The 23,218-nt window shown below is 64.4% G+C and carries 13 protein-coding genes; 9 read left to right on the top strand and 4 right to left on the bottom strand.

What is annotated here, in order from left to right:
• Positions 1 to 171: 171 nt before the first annotated feature.
• A complete protein-coding gene (gene hutC / locus NKJ40_RS07035; protein ID WP_352465467.1) occupies positions 172 to 933 on the bottom strand; it encodes a histidine utilization transcriptional repressor HutC in 762 nt (253 codons plus the stop codon).
• Positions 930 to 2,282 carry a formimidoylglutamate deiminase gene (locus tag NKJ40_RS07040; RefSeq protein WP_352465468.1) on the bottom strand — a complete coding sequence of 451 codons (1,353 nt, stop codon included), beginning with the start codon at positions 2,280 to 2,282 and terminating at the stop codon, positions 930 to 932. Before NKJ40_RS07040 ends, hutC begins: the two co-directional genes overlap by 4 nt.
• A 98-nt stretch (positions 2,283 to 2,380) precedes the next feature.
• On the opposite strand from NKJ40_RS07040, the gene hutI reads away from it, so the two are divergent.
• The 8 genes from hutI to NKJ40_RS07080 all read left to right on the top strand — a co-directional run bounded on the left by hutI (position 2,381) and on the right by NKJ40_RS07080 (position 20,669).
• Positions 2,381 to 3,616, top strand: coding sequence for an imidazolonepropionase (gene hutI / locus NKJ40_RS07045; protein ID WP_352465469.1), 1,236 nt, complete (start codon positions 2,381 to 2,383; stop codon positions 3,614 to 3,616).
• Positions 3,613 to 5,148: a histidine ammonia-lyase gene (gene hutH / locus NKJ40_RS07050; RefSeq protein WP_352465470.1), complete on the top strand. Its 1,536-nt coding sequence runs from the start codon at positions 3,613 to 3,615 to the stop codon at positions 5,146 to 5,148. Before hutI ends, hutH begins: the two co-directional genes overlap by 4 nt.
• Positions 5,149 to 5,569: 421 nt before the next feature.
• Entirely contained in the window at positions 5,570 to 6,388 is an 819-nt protein-coding gene (gene hutG / locus NKJ40_RS07055) for an N-formylglutamate deformylase (protein ID WP_352465471.1), read from the top strand.
• A gap of 32 nt (positions 6,389 to 6,420) precedes the next feature.
• Positions 6,421 to 8,091, top strand: a complete 1,671-nt coding sequence (gene hutU / locus NKJ40_RS07060) for a urocanate hydratase (protein ID WP_352465472.1) — start codon at positions 6,421 to 6,423, stop codon at positions 8,089 to 8,091.
• An 8-nt stretch (positions 8,092 to 8,099) separates the two neighbouring features.
• Positions 8,100 to 8,687, top strand: a complete 588-nt coding sequence (locus tag NKJ40_RS07065; RefSeq protein WP_352465473.1) for a HutD/Ves family protein — start codon at positions 8,100 to 8,102, stop codon at positions 8,685 to 8,687.
• Positions 8,688 to 8,954: 267 nt separating this feature from the next.
• Positions 8,955 to 17,525 carry a glycoside hydrolase family 94 protein gene (locus NKJ40_RS07070; protein WP_352465474.1) on the top strand — a complete coding sequence of 2,857 codons (8,571 nt, stop codon included), beginning with the start codon at positions 8,955 to 8,957 and terminating at the stop codon, positions 17,523 to 17,525.
• Positions 17,526 to 17,888: 363 nt separating this feature from the next.
• A complete protein-coding gene (locus NKJ40_RS07075; protein ID WP_352465475.1) occupies positions 17,889 to 19,658 on the top strand; it encodes a glucan ABC transporter ATP-binding protein/ permease in 1,770 nt (589 codons plus the stop codon).
• 258 nt (positions 19,659 to 19,916) lie between these two features.
• Positions 19,917 to 20,669, top strand: a complete 753-nt coding sequence (locus tag NKJ40_RS07080; protein WP_352465476.1) for a heme ABC transporter permease — start codon at positions 19,917 to 19,919, stop codon at positions 20,667 to 20,669.
• A gap of 234 nt (positions 20,670 to 20,903) precedes the next feature.
• Here the strand turns inward: NKJ40_RS07080 and NKJ40_RS07085 are convergent, their stop codons facing one another.
• Positions 20,904 to 21,962, bottom strand: a complete 1,059-nt coding sequence (locus NKJ40_RS07085; RefSeq protein ID WP_352465477.1) for a D-TA family PLP-dependent enzyme — start codon at positions 21,960 to 21,962, stop codon at positions 20,904 to 20,906.
• Between the two features lie 248 nt (positions 21,963 to 22,210).
• On the opposite strand from NKJ40_RS07085, the gene NKJ40_RS07090 reads away from it, so the two are divergent.
• Positions 22,211 to 22,897 (top strand): D-lyxose/D-mannose family sugar isomerase, encoded by a 687-nt coding sequence (locus NKJ40_RS07090; protein ID WP_352465478.1) that lies wholly within the window; start codon positions 22,211 to 22,213, stop codon positions 22,895 to 22,897.
• A gap of 41 nt (positions 22,898 to 22,938) precedes the next feature.
• Here NKJ40_RS07090 and NKJ40_RS07095 read toward each other — a convergent pair whose 3' ends face one another.
• The gene (locus NKJ40_RS07095) at positions 22,939 to 23,214 is read right to left on the bottom strand and encodes a hypothetical protein (RefSeq protein WP_352449242.1); all 276 of its coding nucleotides are present in this window, start codon (positions 23,212 to 23,214) and stop codon (positions 22,939 to 22,941) included.
• Positions 23,215 to 23,218 lie beyond the last annotated feature (4 nt).

The raw sequence follows: 23,218 nt of genomic DNA on the forward strand, positions 1-23,218 counted from the left end.
CAGCTCTAACCCTCCCCCTCGAGGGGAGGGTCGGCGAGTAGTCGAAGCGAAGCGTAGACTGCGAGACGGGGTGGGGTCGGCGAGGTAGCTCCGACCCCACCCCGCGTCACAAAATGCCGCCATGCGGCAATTTGCTCCGCGACCCTCCCCTCAAGGGGGACGGTTAGGAGCTTACCCCTGCGACGGCGTGAACCGCGCCACCAGCGTGTGGTTCTCTGCCGCATAGGTGAACCGGACATGGGTGACGGGGTGCTCCGCGCTCCATGTCCGCCGCTCGATCACCAGGCACGGCGCGCCCGTCCCGATGTCGAGCGCCGCCGCGATATGCCTTTCGGCGGCAACCGCGCGGATGCGATGCTCGGCCGCACTCCATGGCACACGGCCGATCAGCCACGGACCGGGCGCCGTGTCGAAAAACGCCTCTTCGGCGGCCTCCGGCACGGCAGCCAGGTTGATCAGCCGCTGCTCGTGGGCGAATGGCCGCTTGCCGGCGAAATGCCGGCATTCCAGCACCAGCACCGGCCCAGGGACGTCGAGTTCCAGCAGGGCGCGGTCGTCGGCGCTGCTGCGTCTTCTGTTTCGCGCCACGCGCTCATAGCGGTAAGGCAGGCCAAGCGCCTCGACCTCGATCCGGATGTCGTGGATTTCGAGAACGGCCGCCTGCGATTGCGGCCGGCGGACAAAGCTGCCCGAACGACGCCGGCGCTCGATCAGCCCGGCCTTGGCCAGTTGCGACAGCGCCTTGTTCACTGTCATGCGCGAACAATTGTATTCGGCCGTCAGTTCATGCTCGAACGGAATGCGGTGGCCGGGCGCCCAGGCACCCGACAGGATCCGTTCGCTGATGTCCGACAGGATGCGCTGGTGCAGCGAAAGCGCCTCGCCGCCGTCCGCGCTTCCAGAATCCGCGCTTATTGTCCCGATCATGCTCATGCCGAGAGCGCCGTCATGACCTTGCGGAAGCGCTCGGCAATGGCATCGCGCTTCGCATGCTTGCCGTCGCTGACCAGTTTCCTGCCATGCACCCAGACGCAATCGACCTTGGTGCCGTTGGCAAAAATCCAGGCGTCAAGGATTGCATTGCCCGTCTTGCCGGCCAGCGATGGATGCTTGCCGTCGAGCGAGACGAAATCGGCCGAGGCACCTGCTGCGATCCGCGACGCGCCGGCGCCCAGCGCGGCACTGCCCCCATCGAGCGCTGCATCGAACAAAGCACGGCCGGTCGAGCCGCCGGCCACCGCCAGCACATTGCGGGCGCGGTGGGCGAGGCGCTGCGAATATTCGAGCTGGCGCAACTCGTCGGGCAGGCCGATCAGCACGTTGGAATCCGAGCCGATGCCGAAGCGGCCGCCATGCTGCATGAACAGGGGCGCGGCAAAGGTGCCGTCGCCGAGATTGGCCTCGGTGATCGGGCAGAGGCCGGCAACGGCGCCGCTTTTCGCCATTTGCACCGTCTCGGTGTCGGTCATGTGGGTGGCGTGGATCAGGCACCAGCGCTGGTCGACGTTGGCGTTGGCAAGCAGCCATTCGACTGGCCGCGCCCCTGACCAGGCAAGGCAATCCTCGACCTCCTTCATTTGCTCGGCGACGTGGATATGGATCGGCCCCTCCGGCGCAAACATTGTGAGTGCGGCGAGCTCCTCCGGTGTCACGGCACGCAGGCTGTGCGGGGCGACGCCGACGACGCCTTGATTCAGCGCGCGAATAGATTCGCGGCTTTTCTCAACAAGCCGCGAGAACTGGTTCACATCGTTGATGAACCGCCGCTGGCCTTCATTTGGCGCAGCGCCGCCGAAAGAGGAATGCGCGTAGAACACCGGCAGCAAAGTCAGCCCGATGCCTGTCTCGGACGCTGCAGCAATGATACGCTCCGCCATCTCGGCGATGTTGGCATAGGGCCGGCCGTCGCGGTCGTGGTGTAAATAGTGAAACTCGCCGACGCGCGAGAACCCGGCCTCCAGCATCTCGACATAGAGCTGGGCCGCGACCACTTTGACCTGGTCCGGCGTCATCGCCAGCGCGAAGCGGTACATCACCTCGCGCCAGCTCCAGAAACTGTCGGCGGAAGGCCCGCGCAATTCGGCAAGGCCGGCCATGCCGCGCTGGAAGGCGTGGCTGTGCAGGTTCGGCATGGCGGGCAAGAGGATGGCATGGCGCTCGTCGCCAGGCAGGAGCGAGGTATTCGCCTCGACCGTTGCGATCTTGCCGTTGGCGATGACGGTCCGCACATTGCTGTGCCAGCCGTCGGGCAGAAGCGCCTGTTCCGCAAAGATTGCCGTCACGTTTTTCTCCAAATTCCGGCCTGCCATGCGATGATAGCGCTTGCAGTGCCTTTTGATATGTATATACATAATCGCCACCGATTGAAACGGAAAAGATGATGACTGCACAGAGCAAAAGCCGGGCAGGGGAGGTTCGCCTCTGGCGCAATGCGCGCCTCGCGACCATGGCCGAAAGCAGCGCCGGGTCAGGCGTCGTCGAGCACGGTGCAATCGCCGTGCGCAATGGCCGGATCGTCTATGCCGGGCCGGAAGCCGACATGCCGGCAGCACTCCGCGAGGGCGCCGAGGCGACCGACTGCGAAGGCCGCTGGATCACGCCTGGCCTGATCGACTGCCACACCCATCTGGTCCACGCCGGCAACCGTGCCAATGAATTCGAGATGCGGCTGGCCGGCGCCAGCTATGAGGAGGTTGCCAAGGCCGGCGGCGGCATCGTTTCCTCGGTCAAGGCACTGCGCGCCGCGAGCGAGGACGAGCTGGTCGCCCAGTCGCTGCCGCGCCTCGATGCGCTGATTGCCGAAGGCGCCACCACCGTCGAAATCAAATCCGGCTACGGTCTCGACCTCGAAAACGAGAAGAAGTCGCTGCGCGCCGCGCGACGGTTGGGCGGTGAGCGGCCGGTGACGGTCAGGACCACTTTCCTCGGCGCTCATGCGCTGCCACCCGAAGCAAAAGGTGACAAGGACGCCTTCATCGATCTTGTTGCAAAGCAGATCTTGCCGGCCGTCGCTGCCGATGGCCTGGCCGATGCCGTCGACGGCTTTTGCGAAGGCATTGCCTTTTGGCCGGAGCAGATCGCCCGCGTGTTCGATGCGGCGCAGGCGGCGGGCCTGCCGGTCAAGCTCCATGCGGACCAGCTTTCCAATCTGCACGGCGCCGAACTTGCGGCGCGCTATGGTGCGCTATCGGCCGACCACCTCGAATATACCGACGAGGCAGGTGCGGCGGCGATGGCGAAGGCCGGAACCGTGGCGACCATCTTGCCCGGCGCCTACTACTTCATCCGCGAGACCAAGAAGCCGCCGATCGCCCTGTTTCGCCAGCATGGCGTCAGGATGGCCGTTGCCACCGATAACAATCCCGGCACGTCGCCGCTGACCTCGCTGCTGCTGACCATGAACATGGCGGCGACATTGTTCGGCCTGACCGTCGATGAATGCCTTGCCGGCGTTACCCGCGAGGCTGCCCGCGCGCTCGGGCTGCTTGGACAGACCGGTACGCTGGAGGCCGGAAAATCCGCCGATCTGGCGATCTGGAACGTCGAGCGCCCGGCCGAGCTCGTCTACCGCATGGGCTTCAATCCGCTGCATGCCCGCATCTGGAGGGGACAATGACCGAACTCAAGCTAAGGCCAGGCAATGCGGCGCTGGCCGATTGGCGCGCCATCTATCGCGGCGCCGCACTGAGGCTCGACGATGCCTGCCGCCCGAAGATCAAGGCCAGCGCCGAGGCCGTCGCCAGGATCGTTGCCAAGGGCGAGCCGGTCTATGGCATCAACACCGGCTTCGGCAAGCTTGCCAGTGTTCGCATCCCCGCCGCCGACCTCGAGACGCTGCAGCGAAACATCGTGCTGTCCCATGCCGCCGGCGTCGGCGAGCCGATGCCGCTGGCAATTTGCCGGCTGATGATGGCGCTGAAGCTGGCCAGCCTGGCCCAGGGCGCCTCCGGCGTGCGGCCGCGGACGATCGAACTGTTGGAAGCGATGCTGGCCAACGACGTCATTCCCGTGGTGCCGGCGCAGGGCTCGGTTGGAGCTTCCGGCGACCTCGCGCCGCTGTCGCACATGACCGCGGTGATGATCGGCGTCGGCGAATGTTTCACCCCGCATGGCCGCTTTCCCGCCAAGGTCGCCTTTGTTTCGCACGGCCTGGAGCCGGTGACATTGGGCGCCAAGGAAGGCCTGGCGCTGCTCAACGGCACCCAGTTTTCGACCGCCTATGCGCTTGCCGCTTTGTTCGAGGCGGAAGTGCTCTACCAGTCGGCGCTGGTCGCCGGCGCGCTGTCGACCGATGCCGCCAAGGGCTCCGACGCGCCCTTCGATCCACGCATCCATCTGCTCCGGAAGCATTGCGGCCAGATCGAGACGGCCGAGGCGTTGCGCAATTTGATGGCCGGCAGCGCCATCCGTGAATCGCACCGCGTCGGCGACGAGCGCGTGCAGGATCCATACTGCCTGCGCTGCCAGCCGCAGGTGATGGGCGCAGCGCTCGACGTGCTTCGCAAGGCCGCCGACACGCTCGGCACCGAGGCCAACGGCGTCACCGACAATCCGCTGATCTTTGCCGAGGATGACTCCGCACTTTCGGGCGGCAATTTCCACGCCGAGCCGGTGGCCTTCGCCGCCGACATGATCGCACTCGCCGTCTGCGAGATCGGCTCGCTGTCGGAGCGGCGCATCGCCATGCTGGTCGATCCGGCACTGTCGGGCATGCCGGCCTTTCTGACGCCCAAGCCGGGGCTGAATTCCGGTTTCATGATCCCGCAAGTGACGGCGGCAGCGCTGGTTTCTGAAAACAAGCAAAAAGCCTATCCGGCCAGCGTCGATTCGATCCCAACCTCGGCCAACCAGGAAGACCATGTCTCGATGGCGGCGCATGGAGCGCGTCGGCTTATCGGCATGGTCGAGAATGCGACGGCCGTCATCGGCATCGAATTGCTGGCCGCCGCGCAAGGCTGCGATTTCCATGCGCCACTGGCCTCGAGTGCGGCACTGGAGGCGGTGCGCCGGCTGGTCAGGGCAGAGGTGCCGCATCTCGACAACGACCGGCACTTCCACCCCGACATGGAGAAGGCCATCGCCATGGTACGCAGCGGCGCGGCGGTCGAAGCGGCAAGCGCGGTAAGGCTGCCGGGGGTGACGTCGTGAGGCCGTCGTCGCTGCGTTACGCCGGCATGGGTCGTGTTCCGTCGCGCCCCCCTCTGTCCTGCCGGACATCTCCCCCTCCAGGGGGGAGATTGGCAGCTTCGGCCCTGCGTTCATTTCTGCAACGTTGGAGATTGGCGAAAGCAGTCGTGACCGCCAATCTCCCCACTAGAGGGGGAGATGTCCGGCAGGACAGAGGGGGGCGCTGTCCCGCCAACCTCAGCCCGGCAACACCGAAACTTTCAAAGTCAGAAACAAAAAACCCGCCTCGAGGGCGGGTCGTCGGGCCGAATCAGCACCATACCCAAATTAGTAGCATAGCTGCCGGCACAAAGCAAGAACAAAATACGTTGCGAGCGATAAAAACCGAGGTCGGTGTTCACGGACAATTGCAAGGTCGCGTTCTGTCGCGCGGAGACTTCCGATGACCTCACCCTCCTGGCTCACCGTCACCCGAGGCACAGCACCGCTGCTGGTCTCGATCCCGCACACCGGCATCGACCTCGCCGGCCTCGACAGCCGGCTAATCTCGCCCTGGCTCGGCCGCCGCGACTGTGACTGGTGGATCGACAAGCTCTATGACTTTGCCGAGAGCCTTGGCGCGACGGTGGTGCATACGGCGATTTCGCGCACCGTCATCGACGTCAACCGCGATCCGTCGGGCGTTTCGCTCTATCCCGGCCAGACGACGACCGGTCTCTGCCCGACCGAGACCTTTGACGGCGATCCGCTCTACCGTGAGGGCGAAGAGCCGGGACCGTCGGAGATCGACGAACGCCGCGAAAAATTCTTCGTACCCTATCATGCCGCTCTGCAGGCCGAGATCGACAGGCTGCGCGCTTTGCATGGGAAGATCGTCGTCTATGACTGCCATTCGATCCGCTCGGTGCTGCCGCGGCTGTTCGAAGGCAAATTGCCGGTCTTCAATCTCGGCACCAATGACGGCAAGAGCGCCGATCCGGCGCTGCAAGCGACGGTTGGCCAGATCCTCGCCGAAACCGGCGAGAGCTTCGTCGTCAGCGGCCGCTTCAAAGGCGGCTGGATCACGCGCCATTTCGGCCAGCCGCAAGCCGGCGTCCACGCGCTGCAGATGGAACTCTCCAACCGCGGCTATCTGCGCGAGCCCGAAGGCAAGGGCATGCCCGGCAATTGGCCGGTGCCTTACGATGCCGAATTCGCGGCGCCGATCCGCGTCACGCTGAGAAAGATCCTGGAAACCGCGATCGCCTGGGCCGAACGCTGACGCGCGGCGCACCTCATTCGAAAGGGACAATCATGACCGATCCTCGCCACAACATCCGCGAAGTGCGCAGCCCGCGCGGCAGCGAGCTCAACGCCCGCACCTGGCTGACGGAAGCGCCGTTGCGCATGCTGATGAACAATCTCGATCCGGACGTCGCCGAAAATCCGAACGAACTGGTCGTCTATGGCGGCATCGGCCGGGCGGCGCGCACCTGGAACGATTTCGACCGCATCGTCGCCTCGCTGAAGACGCTCGGCGACGACGAGACGCTGTTGGTGCAATCGGGCAAGCCGGTCGGCGTGTTCCGCACCCATCCTGATGCGCCGCGCGTGCTGATCGCCAATTCGAACCTCGTGCCGCACTGGGCGACATGGGAGAAATTCAACGAGCTCGATAGAAAGGGCCTGATGATGTACGGCCAGATGACGGCCGGCTCGTGGATATACATCGGTACGCAAGGCATCGTGCAGGGCACTTACGAGACCTTCGTCGAGGCCGGCCGCCAGCACTATGGCGGCAATCTCAGGGGCAAATGGATACTGACCGGCGGTCTCGGCGGCATGGGCGGCGCCCAGCCGCTCGCCGCGGTCATGGCCGGCGCCTGCTGCCTGGCCGTCGAATGCGATCCCGACCGCATCGATTTCCGGCTGCGCACCCGCTATGTCGATGAGCGCGCCGACACGCTCGACGAGGCTCTCGAGAAGATCGAGCGCTGGACCAAAGCCGGTGAGGCGAAATCGGTCGGCCTGGTCGGCAACACCGCCGACATCGTGCCGGAACTGGTGCGGCGCGGCGTGCGCCCCGACATCGTCACCGACCAGACCTCGGCGCATGACCCGCTCAACGGCTATCTGCCCAAGGGCTGGTCGCTGGCCGAGTGGCGCGAGAAGCGCACCAGCGACCCGAAGGCGGTGGAAAAGGCTGCCCGCGCGTCAATGCGCGAGCATGTCGAGGCGATGGTGGCGTTCTGGAACGCCGGCGTGCCGACGCTCGATTACGGCAACAACATCCGCCAGGTGGCAAAAGAGGAGGGCTTCGAGAATGCCTTTGCCTTCCCGGGTTTCGTGCCGGCCTATATCCGTCCGCTGTTTTGCCGCGGCATCGGGCCGTTCCGCTGGGCGGCACTTTCCGGCGATCCCGAGGACATCTACAGGACCGACGCCAAGGTGCGCGAACTCACGCCCGGTAACACCCATCTGCACAATTGGCTCGACATGGCGCGCGAGCGCATTGCCTTCCAGGGCCTGCCGGCGCGCATCTGCTGGGTTGGGCTAGGCGACCGCCACCGGCTCGGCCTCGCCTTCAACGAGATGGTCGCCAGGGGCGAACTGAAGGCACCGGTCGTCATCGGCCGCGACCATCTCGACTCCGGCTCGGTCGCCTCGCCGAACCGCGAGACGGAAGCGATGAAGGACGGCTCGGATGCGGTATCCGACTGGCCGCTGCTCAATGCGCTGCTCAACACCGCGTCCGGCGCCACCTGGGTGTCGCTGCACCATGGCGGCGGCGTCGGCATGGGCTTTTCCCAGCATGCCGGCATGGTCATCGTCGCCGACGGTACGCCCGAGACGGCGAAGCGCCTGGAGCGGGTATTGTGGAACGATCCGGCGACCGGCGTCATGCGCCACGCCGATGCCGGCTACGACATCGCGATCGAGTGCGCCAGGGAGAACCAGCTCAACCTGCCCGGCATTTTGGGCTGAGCCGTACCTTGCGCATTCTTCGGGCCTTGGAATACCGGTCGATGCCATGGAAGAATGGCGGCGGGGTGACGACGGAGATCGCCGTCTCGCCGCCAGGCGCTGGGCTCGACGATTTCGACTGGCGCGTCTCGATGGCGCTGGTCGAGGGCGGCGGCCCGTTTTCCGGGTTTCCCGGCGTCGACCGGACTTTGGCCTTGCTGGAAGGCGCGGGCATGGTCCTCGACATCGCCGGCCGGCTGCCGGTCGAAATCACCAACGCTTCCGCACCGCTTGCCTTTCCAGCCGACGTGCCGACGCAAGCCACGCTGATCGCCGGTCCCATCACCGACCTCAACGTCATGACCCGCCGCGCCCGGGCGGCCCACGCGGTCGAGCGCCTGCTGATTTCGGCTCCGACGGAAATCCGGGCCAAAGCCGACGCAACGCTCATCCTGTGCGTCTACGGCGAGCTCGGGGTGGCCGGCGCAGCGCCCATGCAACTTAGGCCGCTCGATGCGCTGTTGCTCGGGCCGCAAGCACCTGAACTGCACCTGGATCCCGTCCGGCCGGCGATGCTGTTCGTGATCCGCATCGACCTCATTGCCGGCAACGATTAACGCCTGTTTCCAAACATGATCGCGATGCCGGCCAAATATCGCGTAAGCTGGTCGCTGCATCACGAAAAAGCCTGAATCTTCCGCCGATCAGAGGCCGAAACGATGCTCGGAGCGCTCGCCTGGACGTTGTCGAAAGACGACACCTTGTCGTGGTGCGGAAACAAACATTCGGCCAAGTGTTGCGATGCAACCAATTGCATTTGGACCGGTTTTAGGGACATTGCCGTGGCGGTGACGCCGCACTGCGTCCCCAACACGGAACCTTAGATGAATATCCAGACCAATCTCGCACAGATCGAAAAGACGAGCGCCAGCTTCCCGGCTGTCACCGACGAGCCGATACGCTCCCATTTCCTGCCGGAAGATCGGCTGCGAGCGTTGGGCGCAGCCCTTGCCAACGGCGATGCCAAGGATTTGTTCGGTCTGACGCCTTTCGATTTTCAGGCGCGCATCCGCGACAGCGCCAGGAAGATTCTCGATGTCTACCGTTCCACCAACGCTGCCCAGGCGAGGGGCGAAACGATCACGCCCGCGGCGCAGTGGCTGCTCGACAACAATTACCTGGTCGAGGAGACCATTTTCCAGGTCAAGCGCGACCTGCCGCGCCGCTTCTATCGCCAGTTGCCGACGCTGAAACTGTCCGACGGATCCAGCGTGCCGCGCGCACTGGCGGTCGCGTGGACCTATGTCGCGCATTCCGACAGTTCCGTCTCGTCGGCCATGTTCAAGGCGATCGTCGAAGGCTTCCAGTCCGTCGAGCCGCTGAAGATCGGCGAATTATGGGCGCTGCCGTCGCTGCTGCGCTTCGTCCTGATCGAGAACCTTCGCCGCATCGCGGTCCGCGTCAATCGCACGCGGGAACTGCGCCAGATCGCCAACGAGGTCGCCGACCGTGTGCTGGCGACGGACGACAGCGCCGACCGGCAGGCGATACTTTCCCACTACAGCGCCCATGCGCAGGACACCACCTTCGCCACCCAGTTGCTCTACCGGCTGCGTGACGGCTCGCAAAATGCCGGCAGGGCGCTGGAATGGCTGGAGGGCGAGCTGGAAAGGACCGGCTCCGACGCCGAGGAGATCATCCTCAGCGAGCACCACACGCTGTCCAGCGGCAACGTGACCACCGGCAACATCATCCGCGGCCTGCGCCTGATCAACGACATCGACTGGACGGTGTGGTTCGAGGGCGTCAGCCGCATCGACACCTTGCTGCGCGAACGCACCGATTTCGCCGCGCTCGATTTCTTTTCGCGCGACCAATACCGGACTGCGATCGAGGAGCTGGCGCGCCGTTCCGATCTCTCCGAATTTCGCGTTGCCGAAAGGGCGATCGAGCTCGCCGGCCATGCTGCCGATGCACCGGGCTCCGAAAGCGGTCCGATCGCTCACACCGACGTCGGCTTCTTTCTGGTCGGCCCGCGCCGGCAGGAGCTCGAGCGGTCGATCGGCTACCGGCCGACCATCGGCAAGACGCTCAACCGGACCTTCCGCAAGACCGGATGGCTGGGCATCGTCGTGCCGGTGTTTGCGCTGACGGTCCTGCTTCTGGTCGTTTCCGGCAATGCGCTTGCCAATCTCGGCCTGTCGGTGCCGTCGATCGTCCTGATGCTGGCCCTGTTCGCGGTGCCGGCCAGCGAAGGCGCGCTTGCATTCTTCAACACCGTCGTCTCGCTGTTTTTGAAGCCGACGCGTCTCATCGGCTATGATTTCAGGCACGGTGTGCCGCCCGAGGCGCGCACGCTGGTGGTGGTGCCGTCGCTGATCGGCTCGCGCGACGATGTCGAGGAGAACATCCGCAACATCGAGGTGCATCACCTCGCCAACACGGCGGGCGAAGTCTATTTCGCGCTGCTTTCCGACTGGCCGGACTCGAAGACCGAGATCGATACGGCGGATGTCGAAATCCTCGAATTCGCCCGCGCCGAAATCGCCAGGCTGAACGCCCGCTATCCCTCGGAAGGGGCGCCGCGCTTTTATCTGCTGCATCGGCGCCGGCTCTACAACGCATCGCAAGGCGTCTGGATGGGCTGGGAGCGCAAGCGCGGCAAGCTGCACGAATTGAACCTTCTGCTGCGCGGCGACAGCGACACCACCTTCCTGCCGTTGGAAGTGCCATTGCCGGAGAGCGTCGTCCACGTGATGACGCTGGACGCCGACACCCGCACCACCCGCGACGCCGTCGCTGCGCTGGCCGGCAAGCTTTGCCACCCGCTCAACCGTCCGCATTTCGATGTCGCACGGCGCGAGGTTACGGCAGGTTATTCCATCCTGCAGCCGCGTATCACCGCGTCGCTGACCAGTGGCGACGAGGCATCGTTCTTTCAGCGTGTCTTTTCCGCCAATCGCGGGCTCGATCCGTACGTCTTTGCCGTGTCGGACCTCTACCAGGACATCTTCGGCGACGGTTCCTTCACCGGCAAGGGTCTTTACCATGTCGACGCCTTCGAGGCGGCGTTGAAGGGCCGCATCGAGGAAAACACCATCCTCAGCCATGATCTGCTCGAAGGCGCCCTGGCGCGCTCGGCCTTGGTCACCGACGTCGAACTGGTCGAGGACTATCCGACCCGCTATTCGGTCGACGCGTCGCGCCACCATCGCTGGGCACGCGGCGACTGGCAGCTTCTGGGCTTCATTCTTGGCCCGCGCTCAAACGTGCCGGCGCTGTCGCGCTGGAAGATGGTGGACAATCTGCGCCGCTCGGTGACGCCGATCTTCTGGGTGATGGCCGCGATCGCCGGCTGGACGCTGCTGCCCTTCACGCAGGCCGCCCAATGGCAGGCGCTGCTGATCCTCACGCTGTTCATGGCGCCCACTTTCGACATTGTCGACGCCATCCTGCCGAAGAGCGGCGACCAGACGCCGCGCGGCCATTTCTCGGCACTGGCACGCGACGTTGCCTTCGGCACCGCCCTGGTGGCGCTGAAGATCGTGCTGATGGCGCATCTTGCCTGGATGATGGGCGACGCGATCATCCGCACGCTCTACCGCCTGTTCGTCAGCCGCCAGAACCTGCTCGAATGGCGCACCGCCTCGCAGGCACACAAGGGCGGCGACAACGATCTCGGCTCCTATTACAGCATCATGTACGGCGCGGTGATCATCGGCGTCGTCGGCCTCGCTGTCCCGGTGCTGGCCGATTCCACCGGCGCCTTCGTCGCCTTCTTCTTTGCCTTGTTCTGGATCGGCTCGCCCGCCATCGCCTGCTGGATCAGCCGTTCGGCCGAAACCGAGGACCGCCTGCGCATATCGGCCGCCGACATCCACGCGCTGCGCACCGTGGCGCGACGTACATGGCACTATTTCGAGACCTTCGTGACGGCCGAGCATCACCATCTGCCGCCGGATAATTTCCAGGAAAGCCCGGCCCCCGTGGTGGCGCCCCGCACCTCGCCGACCAATATCGGCGTCTACCTGCTGTCGGTGATTTCGGCACGCGATTTCGGCTGGATCAGCCTCTCCGACGCCGTCAACCGCATCGACGCGACCATGTCGACCATCGAGAGCATGCCGCGCGACCGCGGCCATCTCTTCAACTGGTATGACACGACGACCCTGAAGCCGCTCTACCCGCTGTACATTTCGGCGGTCGACAGCGGCAATCTCGCCGGCCATCTGGTGGCCGTGGCCGCTGCCTGCGCCGAATGGGCCGAAGCGCCGTCGGTGCATGTGCAGGGCGACTTCGAAGGCATCCTCGACACCGTCACCATCCTCGACGAAAGCCTTGAGGAACTGCCCGACGACCGGCGTCAATTGCGGCCCTTGCGCCAGCGGCTCGCCGACCGTCTCGACGGCATGCGGCGGGCGGTGGAATTGATCAAGGCGCAGCCGGAGATGGCGTCGATCCGCACCATCAACCTGGCCGTCCTGGCCGGCGAGATACGCAAGCTCGCGACAGCCATCCATACCGAGGCAGCGTCGACCCAGAGCGACACCATCGCCGATTGGGCGGCCAGGCTCGAAGCCACCTGCGAGGCGCATGTGCACGACGCGCACAGCGACGAAAACGCCGTCGCGGCATTGCGGGCCAAGCTTCTGACGTTGCGCGAGCGCACGCGCCGTTTCGCCTTCGAGATGGATTTCTCGTTCCTGATGCGGCCCGAACGCAAGCTCTTGTCGATCGGTTACCGGGTCGAGGAGCATCAGCTCGACGAAAGCTGCTACGATCTTTTGGCCTCCGAGGCGCGGCTGACCAGCCTGTTCGCCATCGCCAAGGGCGATTTGCCGACCGAGCACTGGTTCCGGCTCGGCCGGCCGATCGTCGAGATCGGCTTCCAGGGCGCACTGATGTCCTGGTCCGGCTCGATGTTCGAATATCTGATGCCGCCACTGGTGATGAAGGAGCCGCAAGGCAGCATTCTCAACCAGACCAGCAAGCTCATCATCAAGCGCCAGATCCAGTATGGCCGTTCGAAGAACGTTCCCTGGGGGATTTCGGAAGCGGCCTACAACGCCCGCGACCGCGAGCTGACCTATCAGTACACCAATTTCGGCGTGCCCGGGCTCGGCCTGAAGCGCGGCCTTGGCCAAAACACGGTGATCGCGCCTTACGCGACCGTGCTGGCAGCGCAGTTCACGCCGCATGAATCCGTCCAGAACCTGGCCAAGCTCAGGCGGCTGGGCGCACTGGGCCGGCACGGTTTTTACGACGCGGTGGATTTCACGCCGCAACGCGTTCCCGAGGGCACCGACCACGCCGTCGTGCTCAACTACATGGCCCACCACTCCGGCATGTCGATTGCCGCAGTTGCCGATGCGATCTTCGAAGGGCGCCTGCGCGACCGCTTCCACAGCGATCCGGTGATCGAGTCGGCCGAATTGCTGCTGCAGGAAAGGGCGCCGCGCGACATCCCGACTGCGACCGTCAGGACCGAGGCCGACGAGCGCTCGAAGGACGAGACCGAGCTGGAAAGCCCGGATACCCGCATCGTGCTCGATCCGCTCAGGGCGCTCCGCTCGACCAGTGTCATGTCCAATGGCCGCTATTCGGTCATGGTGACCGCCACCGGCTCCGGGTACAGCCGCTGGGGCGAACTTGCCGTCACGCGCTGGCAGCCGGATCCGACCGAGGACCGCCTTGGTTCCTATATTTTCCTGCGCGACGCCAGCAACGGCGACTGGTGGTCGGCCACCGCCGAGCCGAAGCGCGCCGCCGGCGAGCGTGCGCAGACGCTGTTCTCCGACGACAAGGCGAGCTTCGTCAAATCGATTGGATCGCTGCGTTCGGAAGTCGAGTGCATCGTCATCTCGGAAGGCAATGGTGAGGGCCGACGGGTGACGCTCCACAATGATGGCCCCGCCGACCGGCATATCGAAGTAACCTCGTTTGCCGAACTGGTGCTGGGCTCCGAGCCCTCGGATAATGCCCATCCGGCTTTTTCGAAGATGTTCGTGGAAACCGAGATCGCGCCGAACAACGGCGCGATCTTCGCCACCAGGGGCAAGCGCGAAAAGGACGAACCCGACGTCACCATGGTGCATTTCGTCACCGACCCGTCTGGATCGGCGCGAGACGCCGAGGCGGAAACCGACAGGCGCGCCTTCATCGGCCGCGGCCGCACCATCACCGAAGCGGCTGCCTTTGATCCCGGCGCCAAGCTTGGCGGCCATTCCGGCTTCACCCTGGATCCGATCGCATCGCTTCGCCGGCAGGTGCGTGTGCCGGCCAACAAGAAGATTTCGCTGACGTTCTGGACCGTCGTCGGTACCCATCGCGCCGAATTGGATGCCGCCATCGCACGGCTCGACCATCCCGAAAGCTTCGCCCGCCAGGCGATGCTCGCCTGGACGCGCTCGCAGGTGCAGACCCGGCACCTTGGCCTCAGCCTGTCCGACGCCGCCAATGTGCAGAAGCTGGCGCGCTATCTGATCTATCCCGATCCGTTCCTGCGCCTTCCGGGCGAATCCATCGTCTCCGGGCTCGGCAGGCAGTCCAGCCTGTGGCCGACCAGCATATCCGGCGATTTTCCGATTTTCCTGGTCAGGATCGCCGATGTCGCCGATCTGGAGATCGTCGCCCAGGCGCTTCGCTTCCAGGAATACATGCGCGCTCGCGGCATGATGATCGATTTTGTCGTCGTCAACGAGCAGGCGTCATCCTACGTGCAGGACCTGCAGCGCGCGGTGGAGACGCTGTGCGAAAACAGCCGGTTGCGCGGCAAGGAACTCGGACCCCGCCAGCACATCTTCGCAGTGCGCCGCGATCTGATGGAGGAAATGACCTACAGGACCTTGCTCGCCGTCGCTCGGGTGGTGCTGCATACGCGCAACGGCACCATCTTCGACCAGATCGAGCGCGCCGAGGCCGCGGCACTGCAGGCGCGGGACGCACCCCTCCAGCCGGCAGACCTTGCAGCGCTTCGCGAGCCGTCCTTGCCGGTGCCGACGTCGCAAGCATCTGCCGCCCAGGCACTAATCGAGGGCCGCGTCGACGGCAGCGGGCTCGACCAATGGAACGGTTTCGGCGGCTTCGACGGCGGCGGACGCCACTACGTCGTGCGTCTTGCCGGCCGGCGCACGACGCCGCAGCCGTGGATCAACGTCATCTCCAACCCATCGTTCGGGTTCCACATTTCGGCTGAAGGCGCTGCCTTCACCTGGAGCCGCAACAGCCGCGACTATCAGTTGACGCCATGGTCGAACGATCCGGTCACCAACCGGCCGGGCGAGGGCATCTATATCTACGATCATGCCAATGGCAGGGCGTTCTCGCCAATGGCTGCCGTGGTGCGTGATCCGACAATGACCTACGAAACCTGGCACGGGCAGGGTTTTTCGACGTTCCGCTCAAAACGCGGGCCGCTGTCGATGGACCTGACCCATGTTGTCGATCCCGTCGATCCGGTGAAGATATCGCGGCTGCGCATCCAGAATTCGGGTTCGGTGCCGATGCGGCTGCGCGTCTACGCCTATGCGGAATGGGTTCTTGGCGGCCATCGCTCGCGCACCGCTGCAAGCATCGTTCCGTCGAGGGATGCCGCAACCGGCGCATTGCTGGCGCAAAATCCCTATGGGCTCGATTTCGGCGAGCGGATCGCCTTTCTGGCCGCCGACGGTGCTGTGCATTCGGTCACCGCCGATCGCGGCGAGTTCATCGGCAGGCAAGGCACGAGCGAGTTTCCGCATGCCGTGCTGAGCGGCGCCGGCCTGTCCGGCCGTGTCGAGGCCGGCGACGATCCCTGCGCGGCCATCGCACGCGACATCGACATCGCTGCCGGCGGCGACGTCACGCTGCTCTGGCTGCTCGGCGACGCGGCCTCGCCCGAGGCGGCCAGCGCGCTGGTGCAGACCCATCGCTCAAGGGATTTCGATCAGCGGCTGGCCGACAACGAGCGCACATGGCGCGGCTTTCTCGACACAATCCAGGTCGAGACGCCGGACAAGGCACTCGACGCTATGGTCAATCACTGGCTGCCCTATCAGAGCCTGGCCTGCCGCATCCGTGCCCGCTCTGCGTTCTATCAGGCGAGCGGTGCCTTCGGCTTCCGCGATCAGTTGCAGGATACCTTGGCTTTGCTGGCGCATGACCCCAAGCTGGCGCGTGATCAGATACTCAATGCGGCGCGGCGGCAATTCCCCGAAGGCGACGTGCAGCATTGGTGGCTGCCGCGCACTGAGGCCGGCGTCCGCACCATGATCTCGGACGACGTCGTCTGGCTGGCCCACGCCACGGCCCGTTACCTGCTGGTGACCGGCGACACCGCGATCCTGAAGGAGCAACTGCCCTTCATCGAAGGGCAGGCGCTGGGCGAAGGCGAGCACGATGCTTTCTTCATCCCGGAAATCTCGAAGAAGACAGCCTCGCTCTACGACCATTGCGCGCGGGCGCTCGATCTTGCCGTCAAGCGCAGCAGCCCGGCCGGGCTGCCGCTGATCCTCGGCGGCGATTGGAACGACGGCATGAACCGCGTCGGCGAGCACGGCAAGGGCGAGAGCGTGTGGCTGGGCTGGTTCCTGCTGAAGACGCTGGGCGACTTTGCCGCTGTCGCCAAGGCGGAGCGCGATGCCAAGCGCGTGCAGGCCTGGACGAAGCACGCCGAGGTGCTGAAGCGGGCGCTGGAAAGCACCGCCTGGGATGGCGAGTGGTATCGGCGCGGCAGCTTCGACGACGGCACGCCGCTCGGCTCGCGCAAGTCGGACGAGTGCAAGATCGACTCGATCGCCCAGTCCTGGAGCGTGCTTTCGGGCGATGGCGACCCGGCGCGGTCGACCACGGCAATGGCGCAGGCGATGAAAGCGCTCGTCGACGACGACCTCAAGATCGCCAAACTGTTCACCCCGCCCTTCTCGAAGACGGAAAAGGACCCGGGCTACATCAAGAGCTATCCGCCGGGGGTCCGTGAAAACGGCGGCCAATACACGCACGCGGCAACATGGTTCGTCATTGCGCTCGCCGAGATGGGTCGCACCGACGATGCCTACCGTTGCCTTTCAATGCTCAATCCGGTCAACCATGCGCTCGACGAAGCCGCGGCAGAGCGCTACCGGGTGGAACCTTATGTCGTCGCGGCCGACGTTTATTCCGGGCAAGACAAGGGCGGCCGCGGCGGCTGGACCTGGTATACCGGGTCGGCGGGCTGGCTTTATCGCGCCGCGGTCGAGAGCATTCTCGGCATAGAGCGCCGCGGACAGCGCCTCCAGTTCACGCCGAGACTTCCTAGCCATTGGGACGGCTATTCGGCAACTCTGAAGATGCTGGGCGCCGAGATCAAGGTACGCGTCGTCCGCGACAAAAAGGCCCGGGCCATCTCACTTGAAGTGAATGGCACGAAGACCAAATCTTCGTCCTTCGAGCCAAAAGCCGGAGATAGTGCCGAGGTGGTCGTCAGAATACCGGCCTAGATTCAAGGGCTTGGAGCGTCGCTTAGCGTTCCCAGGGCACGCACGGGCGCTCCAAGTGCCGCTACCGGTTATATTTGCGGTTGACCTTGCTGAATGCCTGCACACGACTTTAGACGTCGTGCCCAGGGTCTTGCTGATTAAAATTGTGGCAGTGCTTTCCAGCTGCCATGATTTTGCCGCAACGCTGACATTTCACCTTTTATCTCAAACTGTTAGACGATCACGGCAAATTTCGAAGCGTCGTCATCTTTTGTTCGCGGAATGGGAACGGAAGAGCTAGACGAGCATTGTTTTGCGACGCGTCAACCGGTACGAGTCAAAAAATGACGCACTGCACCATAAATAATTGGCGGAGTAGCTGAAGTGTCACTTCTGCAAATCTACTGGCGAGCGCTCGGTTATCTCGCTGCCGACAGGAAACGCGTTGCGTTTATCTGCGGGGCGAATGTCACGCTTGCCATTATCGCCATCCTCGAGCCGATCATGTTCGGCCGGGTGATCGATGCCATTTCGGACCGCGGCTCGGTGTTCTCGACGCTCGCAATGTGGGCCGGCATCGGCGCTTTCAATATCGTCGCCTTCGTTCTGGTGGCGCGCGGCGCCGACCGCTTTGCCCACCAGCGGCGCAGCGAGGTTCTTTGCCAGTCGTTCGAGCGCGTCATCACCATGCCGCTTGCCTGGCATCATCAGCGCGGCACCTCCAATTCCCTGCACACGCTTCTGCGGGCGGTCGAGACCCTGTTCAGCCTCTGGCTCGAATTCATGAGGCAGCACCTGTCGACAGCGGTCGCGTTGGTTCTGCTGGTGCCCACGGCGCTCAGCATGGATATCCGCATGTCGATGGTACTGCTGGCGCTTGGCGCGCTCTATGTCGGCATCGGACGGCTGGTGATGCGGCGCACCAAGGAAGGCCAGGCGGCCGTGGAGCGTCACTACCACAAGGTGTTTGCGCATGTGACCGACTCGGTCAGCAACGTCGCCGTCCTGCAGAGCTACAACCGCATCGGCCACGAGACCGAGGCGCTGAAGCACTACGTCAAGAATCTGCTCGATGTGCAGAACCCCGTGCTCGACTGGTGGGCAATGGCCAACGCGCTGCACCGCCTGTCGTCGACGATTTCGATGATGGTGGTGCTCTTGATTGGCGCCTATCTGGTGACGCACGGCCAGTTGCGCATCGGCGACGTCATCGCCTTTACCGGCTTTGCCACGCTGCTGATTGCCCGGCTCGACCAGATGTCCGCCTTCGCCAACCAGATTTCCGAGGCGCGCGCCAAGCTCGAGGAATTCTATCATCTCGAGGACTCTGCATCCGACGCCGCCGAGCCCGATGGGCTGCGCGATCTCGTCAACGTCACGGGTCATGTGCGTTTCGAGAATGTCTGCTTCGAGTTCGGCAATTCCGGGCAGGGCGTCGACGACGCGTCGTTCGAGGTCCAGGCCGGCCAGACCGTCGCCATCGTCGGCCCGACGGGCGCCGGCAAGACCACGCTCATCAACCTTCTGCAGCGCGTCTTCACGCCGTCCGGCGGACGCATCCTGATCGACGGCATCGATACCCGCACGGTGACCCGCAAGTCGCTGCGCCATTCGATCGCCACCGTGTTCCAGGACGCTGGCCTGCTCAACCGCTCGATCGAGGACAACATCCGCGTCGGCCGTGCGGAGGCGACCTATGACGAGGTCCATGCCGCGGCCAATGCCGCCGCCGCGCAGGATTTCATCCTGTCAAAGTGCGAGGGCTACGACACGGTCGTCGGCGAACGCGGCGGACAGCTGTCCGGTGGCGAGCGCCAGCGCATCGCGATCGCCCGCGCCGTGCTGAAGGACGCGCCCATCCTGGTTCTCGACGAGGCGACCAGCGCGCTCGACGTCGAGACGGAAGACCGCGTCAAGGACGCCATCGACGAATTGCGGCGCGGCCGCACCACCTTCATCATCGCCCACCGCCTGACCACCGTTCGCGACGCCGATCTGGTCGTGTTCATGGACAAGGGCCGGGTGGTCGAGATGGGCGGGTTCACCGAACTGTCGCTGCGCAACGGTCGCTTCGCCAGCCTGCTGCGCGCCGGCGGCCTGCTCAACGACGAGGAGGTCCGCCGCCTCAGCCGGCCGGTGAACGAAGCCGCTTGAGCAGCGCGGCTTGCCTTCTCCCCTTGCGGGAGAAGGTGGCCTCGCGAAGCGAGGTCGGATGAGGGTGCTCCAGCTTGGCGCAAATCTTCATCCAAAATCCAGACTTCGGCGCACGGCGATCATTGGCGCCTCACTCCGTCCAGACCCCTCATCCGGCTCGACGCTACGCGCCGATCCACCTTCTCCCGCAAGGGGAGAAGGGAAGACGTACCGCCGCTGCGGTTGCCGCAACTCCGCCGGCGGTCTATGTAAGGCGGCATGAGCGATACGACTTCACGCCTCTCCGGCTGGATGGACCTTGCCAACCCGACGCGGTTCGTCGGGCTGGCCGACAAGGTCGTGCCGTGGCTGGCGAGCGTTGCCGCCATCATCCTCGCTGTCGGCCTCTACATGAGCTTCACGGCGCCCGAGGACTTCCAGCAGGGCATCACCGTTCGCATCATGTATATCCACGTGCCTTTCGCCTGGCTTGCCATGATGTGCTACACGCTGATGGCGGTCTCGGCACTGGGCACGCTGGTCTGGCGCCATCCGCTGGCCGACGTGGCGCTGAAATCGGCGGCACCTATCGGCGCCGTCTTCACCGCCCTTGCACTGATCACCGGTTCGATCTGGGGCAAGCCGATGTGGGGCACCTGGTGGGTGTGGGACGCGCGGCTGACCTCGGTCTTCATCCTGTTCCTGATGTATCTCGGCATCATCGCGCTGACCCGCGCGCTCGACGATGCCGGGCGCGCCGCCTGGGCCGCCGCCATCATCACCCTGGTCGGCTTCATCAACATTCCGATCATCAAATTTTCGGTCGACTGGTGGAACACGCTGCATCAGCCGGCGTCGGTGTTCCGGCTCGGCGGCCCGACCATCGATCCAAGCCTGTTGTGGCCATTGCTGGTGATGGCACTCGGCTTCACAGTGCTGTTCTTTGCGCTGCATCTGATGGCGATGCGCACCGAAATCCGCCGCCGCCGCGTCATTTCGATGCGCCGGGTTGCCGCGAGACAGGCTAGCTGATCTTCGTCGAGTTCCTTCGCGCCCCCCTCTGTCCTGCCGGACATCTCCCCCTCAAGGGGGGAGATTGAATGTCACCTATCGTTTCGCCAATCGCGAATGTTGAAAGAGAGGCGCTACCGGCGAAGGTACCGATCTCCCCCCTTGAGGGGGAGATGGCCGGCAGGCCAGAGGGGGGCGCTGTCCCTCCAGCGTTTGAAGGATTTTGTACCTGAAGCGCACGCGCTCCAGCTGGACTCATCCCATCCGTCCTCGCGCCTTGACCGGGAGCGTCTCGATCACCTTGTCGCCTTCGATCAGATGCACCTCGTCGAACAGGTTGGTGACGACGCAGCAATGGTCGGGCACGACGCGCACGCGCTCGCCGATGCGAAGCTCGGCGCCGCCTGACAGCGTGACATTGCCGTGCTCTTCGCTGAGGCTGGTCACCCTTGCGCCTGAAATGCCCAGCAGCTCGCCGAAATCGGCGAGCCCCAGCCTGTCGCTCGACAGGGCCTTGCTGCCGGCGTCGAGGATGGCGCGTGTCGGCGTTGGACGGCTGACCACCGTCGACAGCACCGTCAGTGCGCAATCGTCGAGGCTGCCGACGCCTTTGGCGACCTGGTAGCGGTCGAGATAGATGTAGGTGCCGGGCCGGTATTCGGTAACGACGCTATGCTCGCCGGAACGCCACATATCGGGTGTGCCGCCGCTGGAGATGCGCTCGCAAGCAAGGCCGGCTGTGGCAAGTGCTTGCTGCGCATCGGCGAGCCACGCCTCGGTCTCGGCGGCGCGGCCAGCCCCCGGGTAGGTCATCAAGCCGCCGAAGACGAGCCCCCGGACCTTGTCGATCTCGCTCGCCAGCGCGACTGCCTCGCCGGCCGACTGCACACCGCAGCGGCCCATGCCGGTGTCGCATTCGACCAGCACCGGCAGGCGGTGGCCGGGATCGGTAAAGGTGGCGGCAAGTCCCATCAGCGTGTCCATGCTGTCCGTTGTCACCGACAGGGTTACGCGGCCGTGCAGCGCCTTGAGGCGCTCCAGCTTGGCCCGCCCGACGATGTTGTAGGGCAGAAAGATGTCGGTCAGTCCGGCATCGGCCATGACCTCGGCCTCGCCGATCTTCTGGCAGGTGATGCCGACGGCGCCGGCAGCGACCTGCTTCTTTGCCCAGTAGGGCAGCTTGTGGGTCTTGATGTGCGGCCTGAGCTTCAGCCCGTGCCGGTCGGCATGGGCCTGCGCCCGCGCGATATTGGCTTCGGCGCGGCCGGCATCGATCAGGATCGCCGGCGTATCGAGGTCGTCTATGCTGCGCATGGTCTCACCCATCGGAAAATTGGTTGACCTTATGGCCCTGATCGGACCGCATGTCATGGGGCCAGCGACAGCAGTTTGCATCGACACCGGATGGACGTTCGGCTATTGCGGTTTGAGCAATTCCAGGAAAAGTGTGAAACGGTTTTCCGTCCGGAATTGCGTCCAAAAAAAAGATAGAGCGGTTCGGCGTTTCCGTGAAACGATGAACCGTTCTAGCGCTCGCAAAGCGACGGGAAGGAACCACGATCATGAAACGCTCCGCCATCAACGACATCATCCGCGACGCCGACGCCTTCATCCGCTCGTTCGGCTACATCATGCCGCCCTTCGCCTACTGGTCGCCGGAAGAGATGAAGGCGCGCCGGCAGGATTCGTCGGCAATCTTCTCGTCGCGGCTCGGCTGGGACATCACCGATTACGGCCAGGAGAAATTCGACGAGCTCGGCCTATTCCTGTTCACCGTTCGCAACGGCCGCTACGAGGACATGAAGAAGGGCATGGGCATGCTCTATGCCGAAAAGATCATGATCTCGCGCAAGGATCAGCTGTCGCCGATGCACCGCCACAACATCAAGGCCGAGGACATCATCAACCGTGGCGGCGGCAAGCTGGTGCTGGAGCTGTTCATGCATGATCGCGATGGCGGCATCGATCCGAAGGCCGAAGTATCGGTGCCTGTCGACGGAACCATCCACAGGCTGCCCGCGGGCGGGCTGCTGATGCTCGACCCAGGCCAGAGCGTCACTTTGCTGCCGGGCGTCTGGCACGCCTTCTGGGCCGAGGGCAAGGACGTGCTGATCGGCGAGGTCTCGACCGTCAACGACGATCTCACCGACAACGTCTTCCGCGAGCCGATCGGCCGCTTCGCGGACATCGACGAGGACACAGCACCGCTGCATCTGCTGGTGTCCGATTATGAGAAGTGGGTGGGGTAGGGCAGAAGAGTCGGCAGGATTGTCGAAAAACGACCACGAATTCAATTCGTGCGATTAGCAATTCCACGTAGCCTGCGGACTTCGGCGATCAGGCGAGGGATGTCCTGGCGAGCGGCGGCAATGAAATCCTGGTCGGCAATCGTCGCACCAGTCATTTCGATGTCTTCACCTCTATCCGGTCCTTGGCCGGTTTGGATGAAATTCGATCCTCCGGAAAAATCCCGGCCCTCGACCCACGATTTCCACGGGCCGGTCTGGGCCGCGGCAACTCGGGCTTCCATCTCTTGAAGTTCAAGCTCGGATAGAGATGTGTTCATGACA

The organism is Mesorhizobium sp. M0119 (assembly GCF_040322615.1).
Classification (GTDB): domain Bacteria; phylum Pseudomonadota; class Alphaproteobacteria; order Rhizobiales; family Rhizobiaceae; genus Mesorhizobium.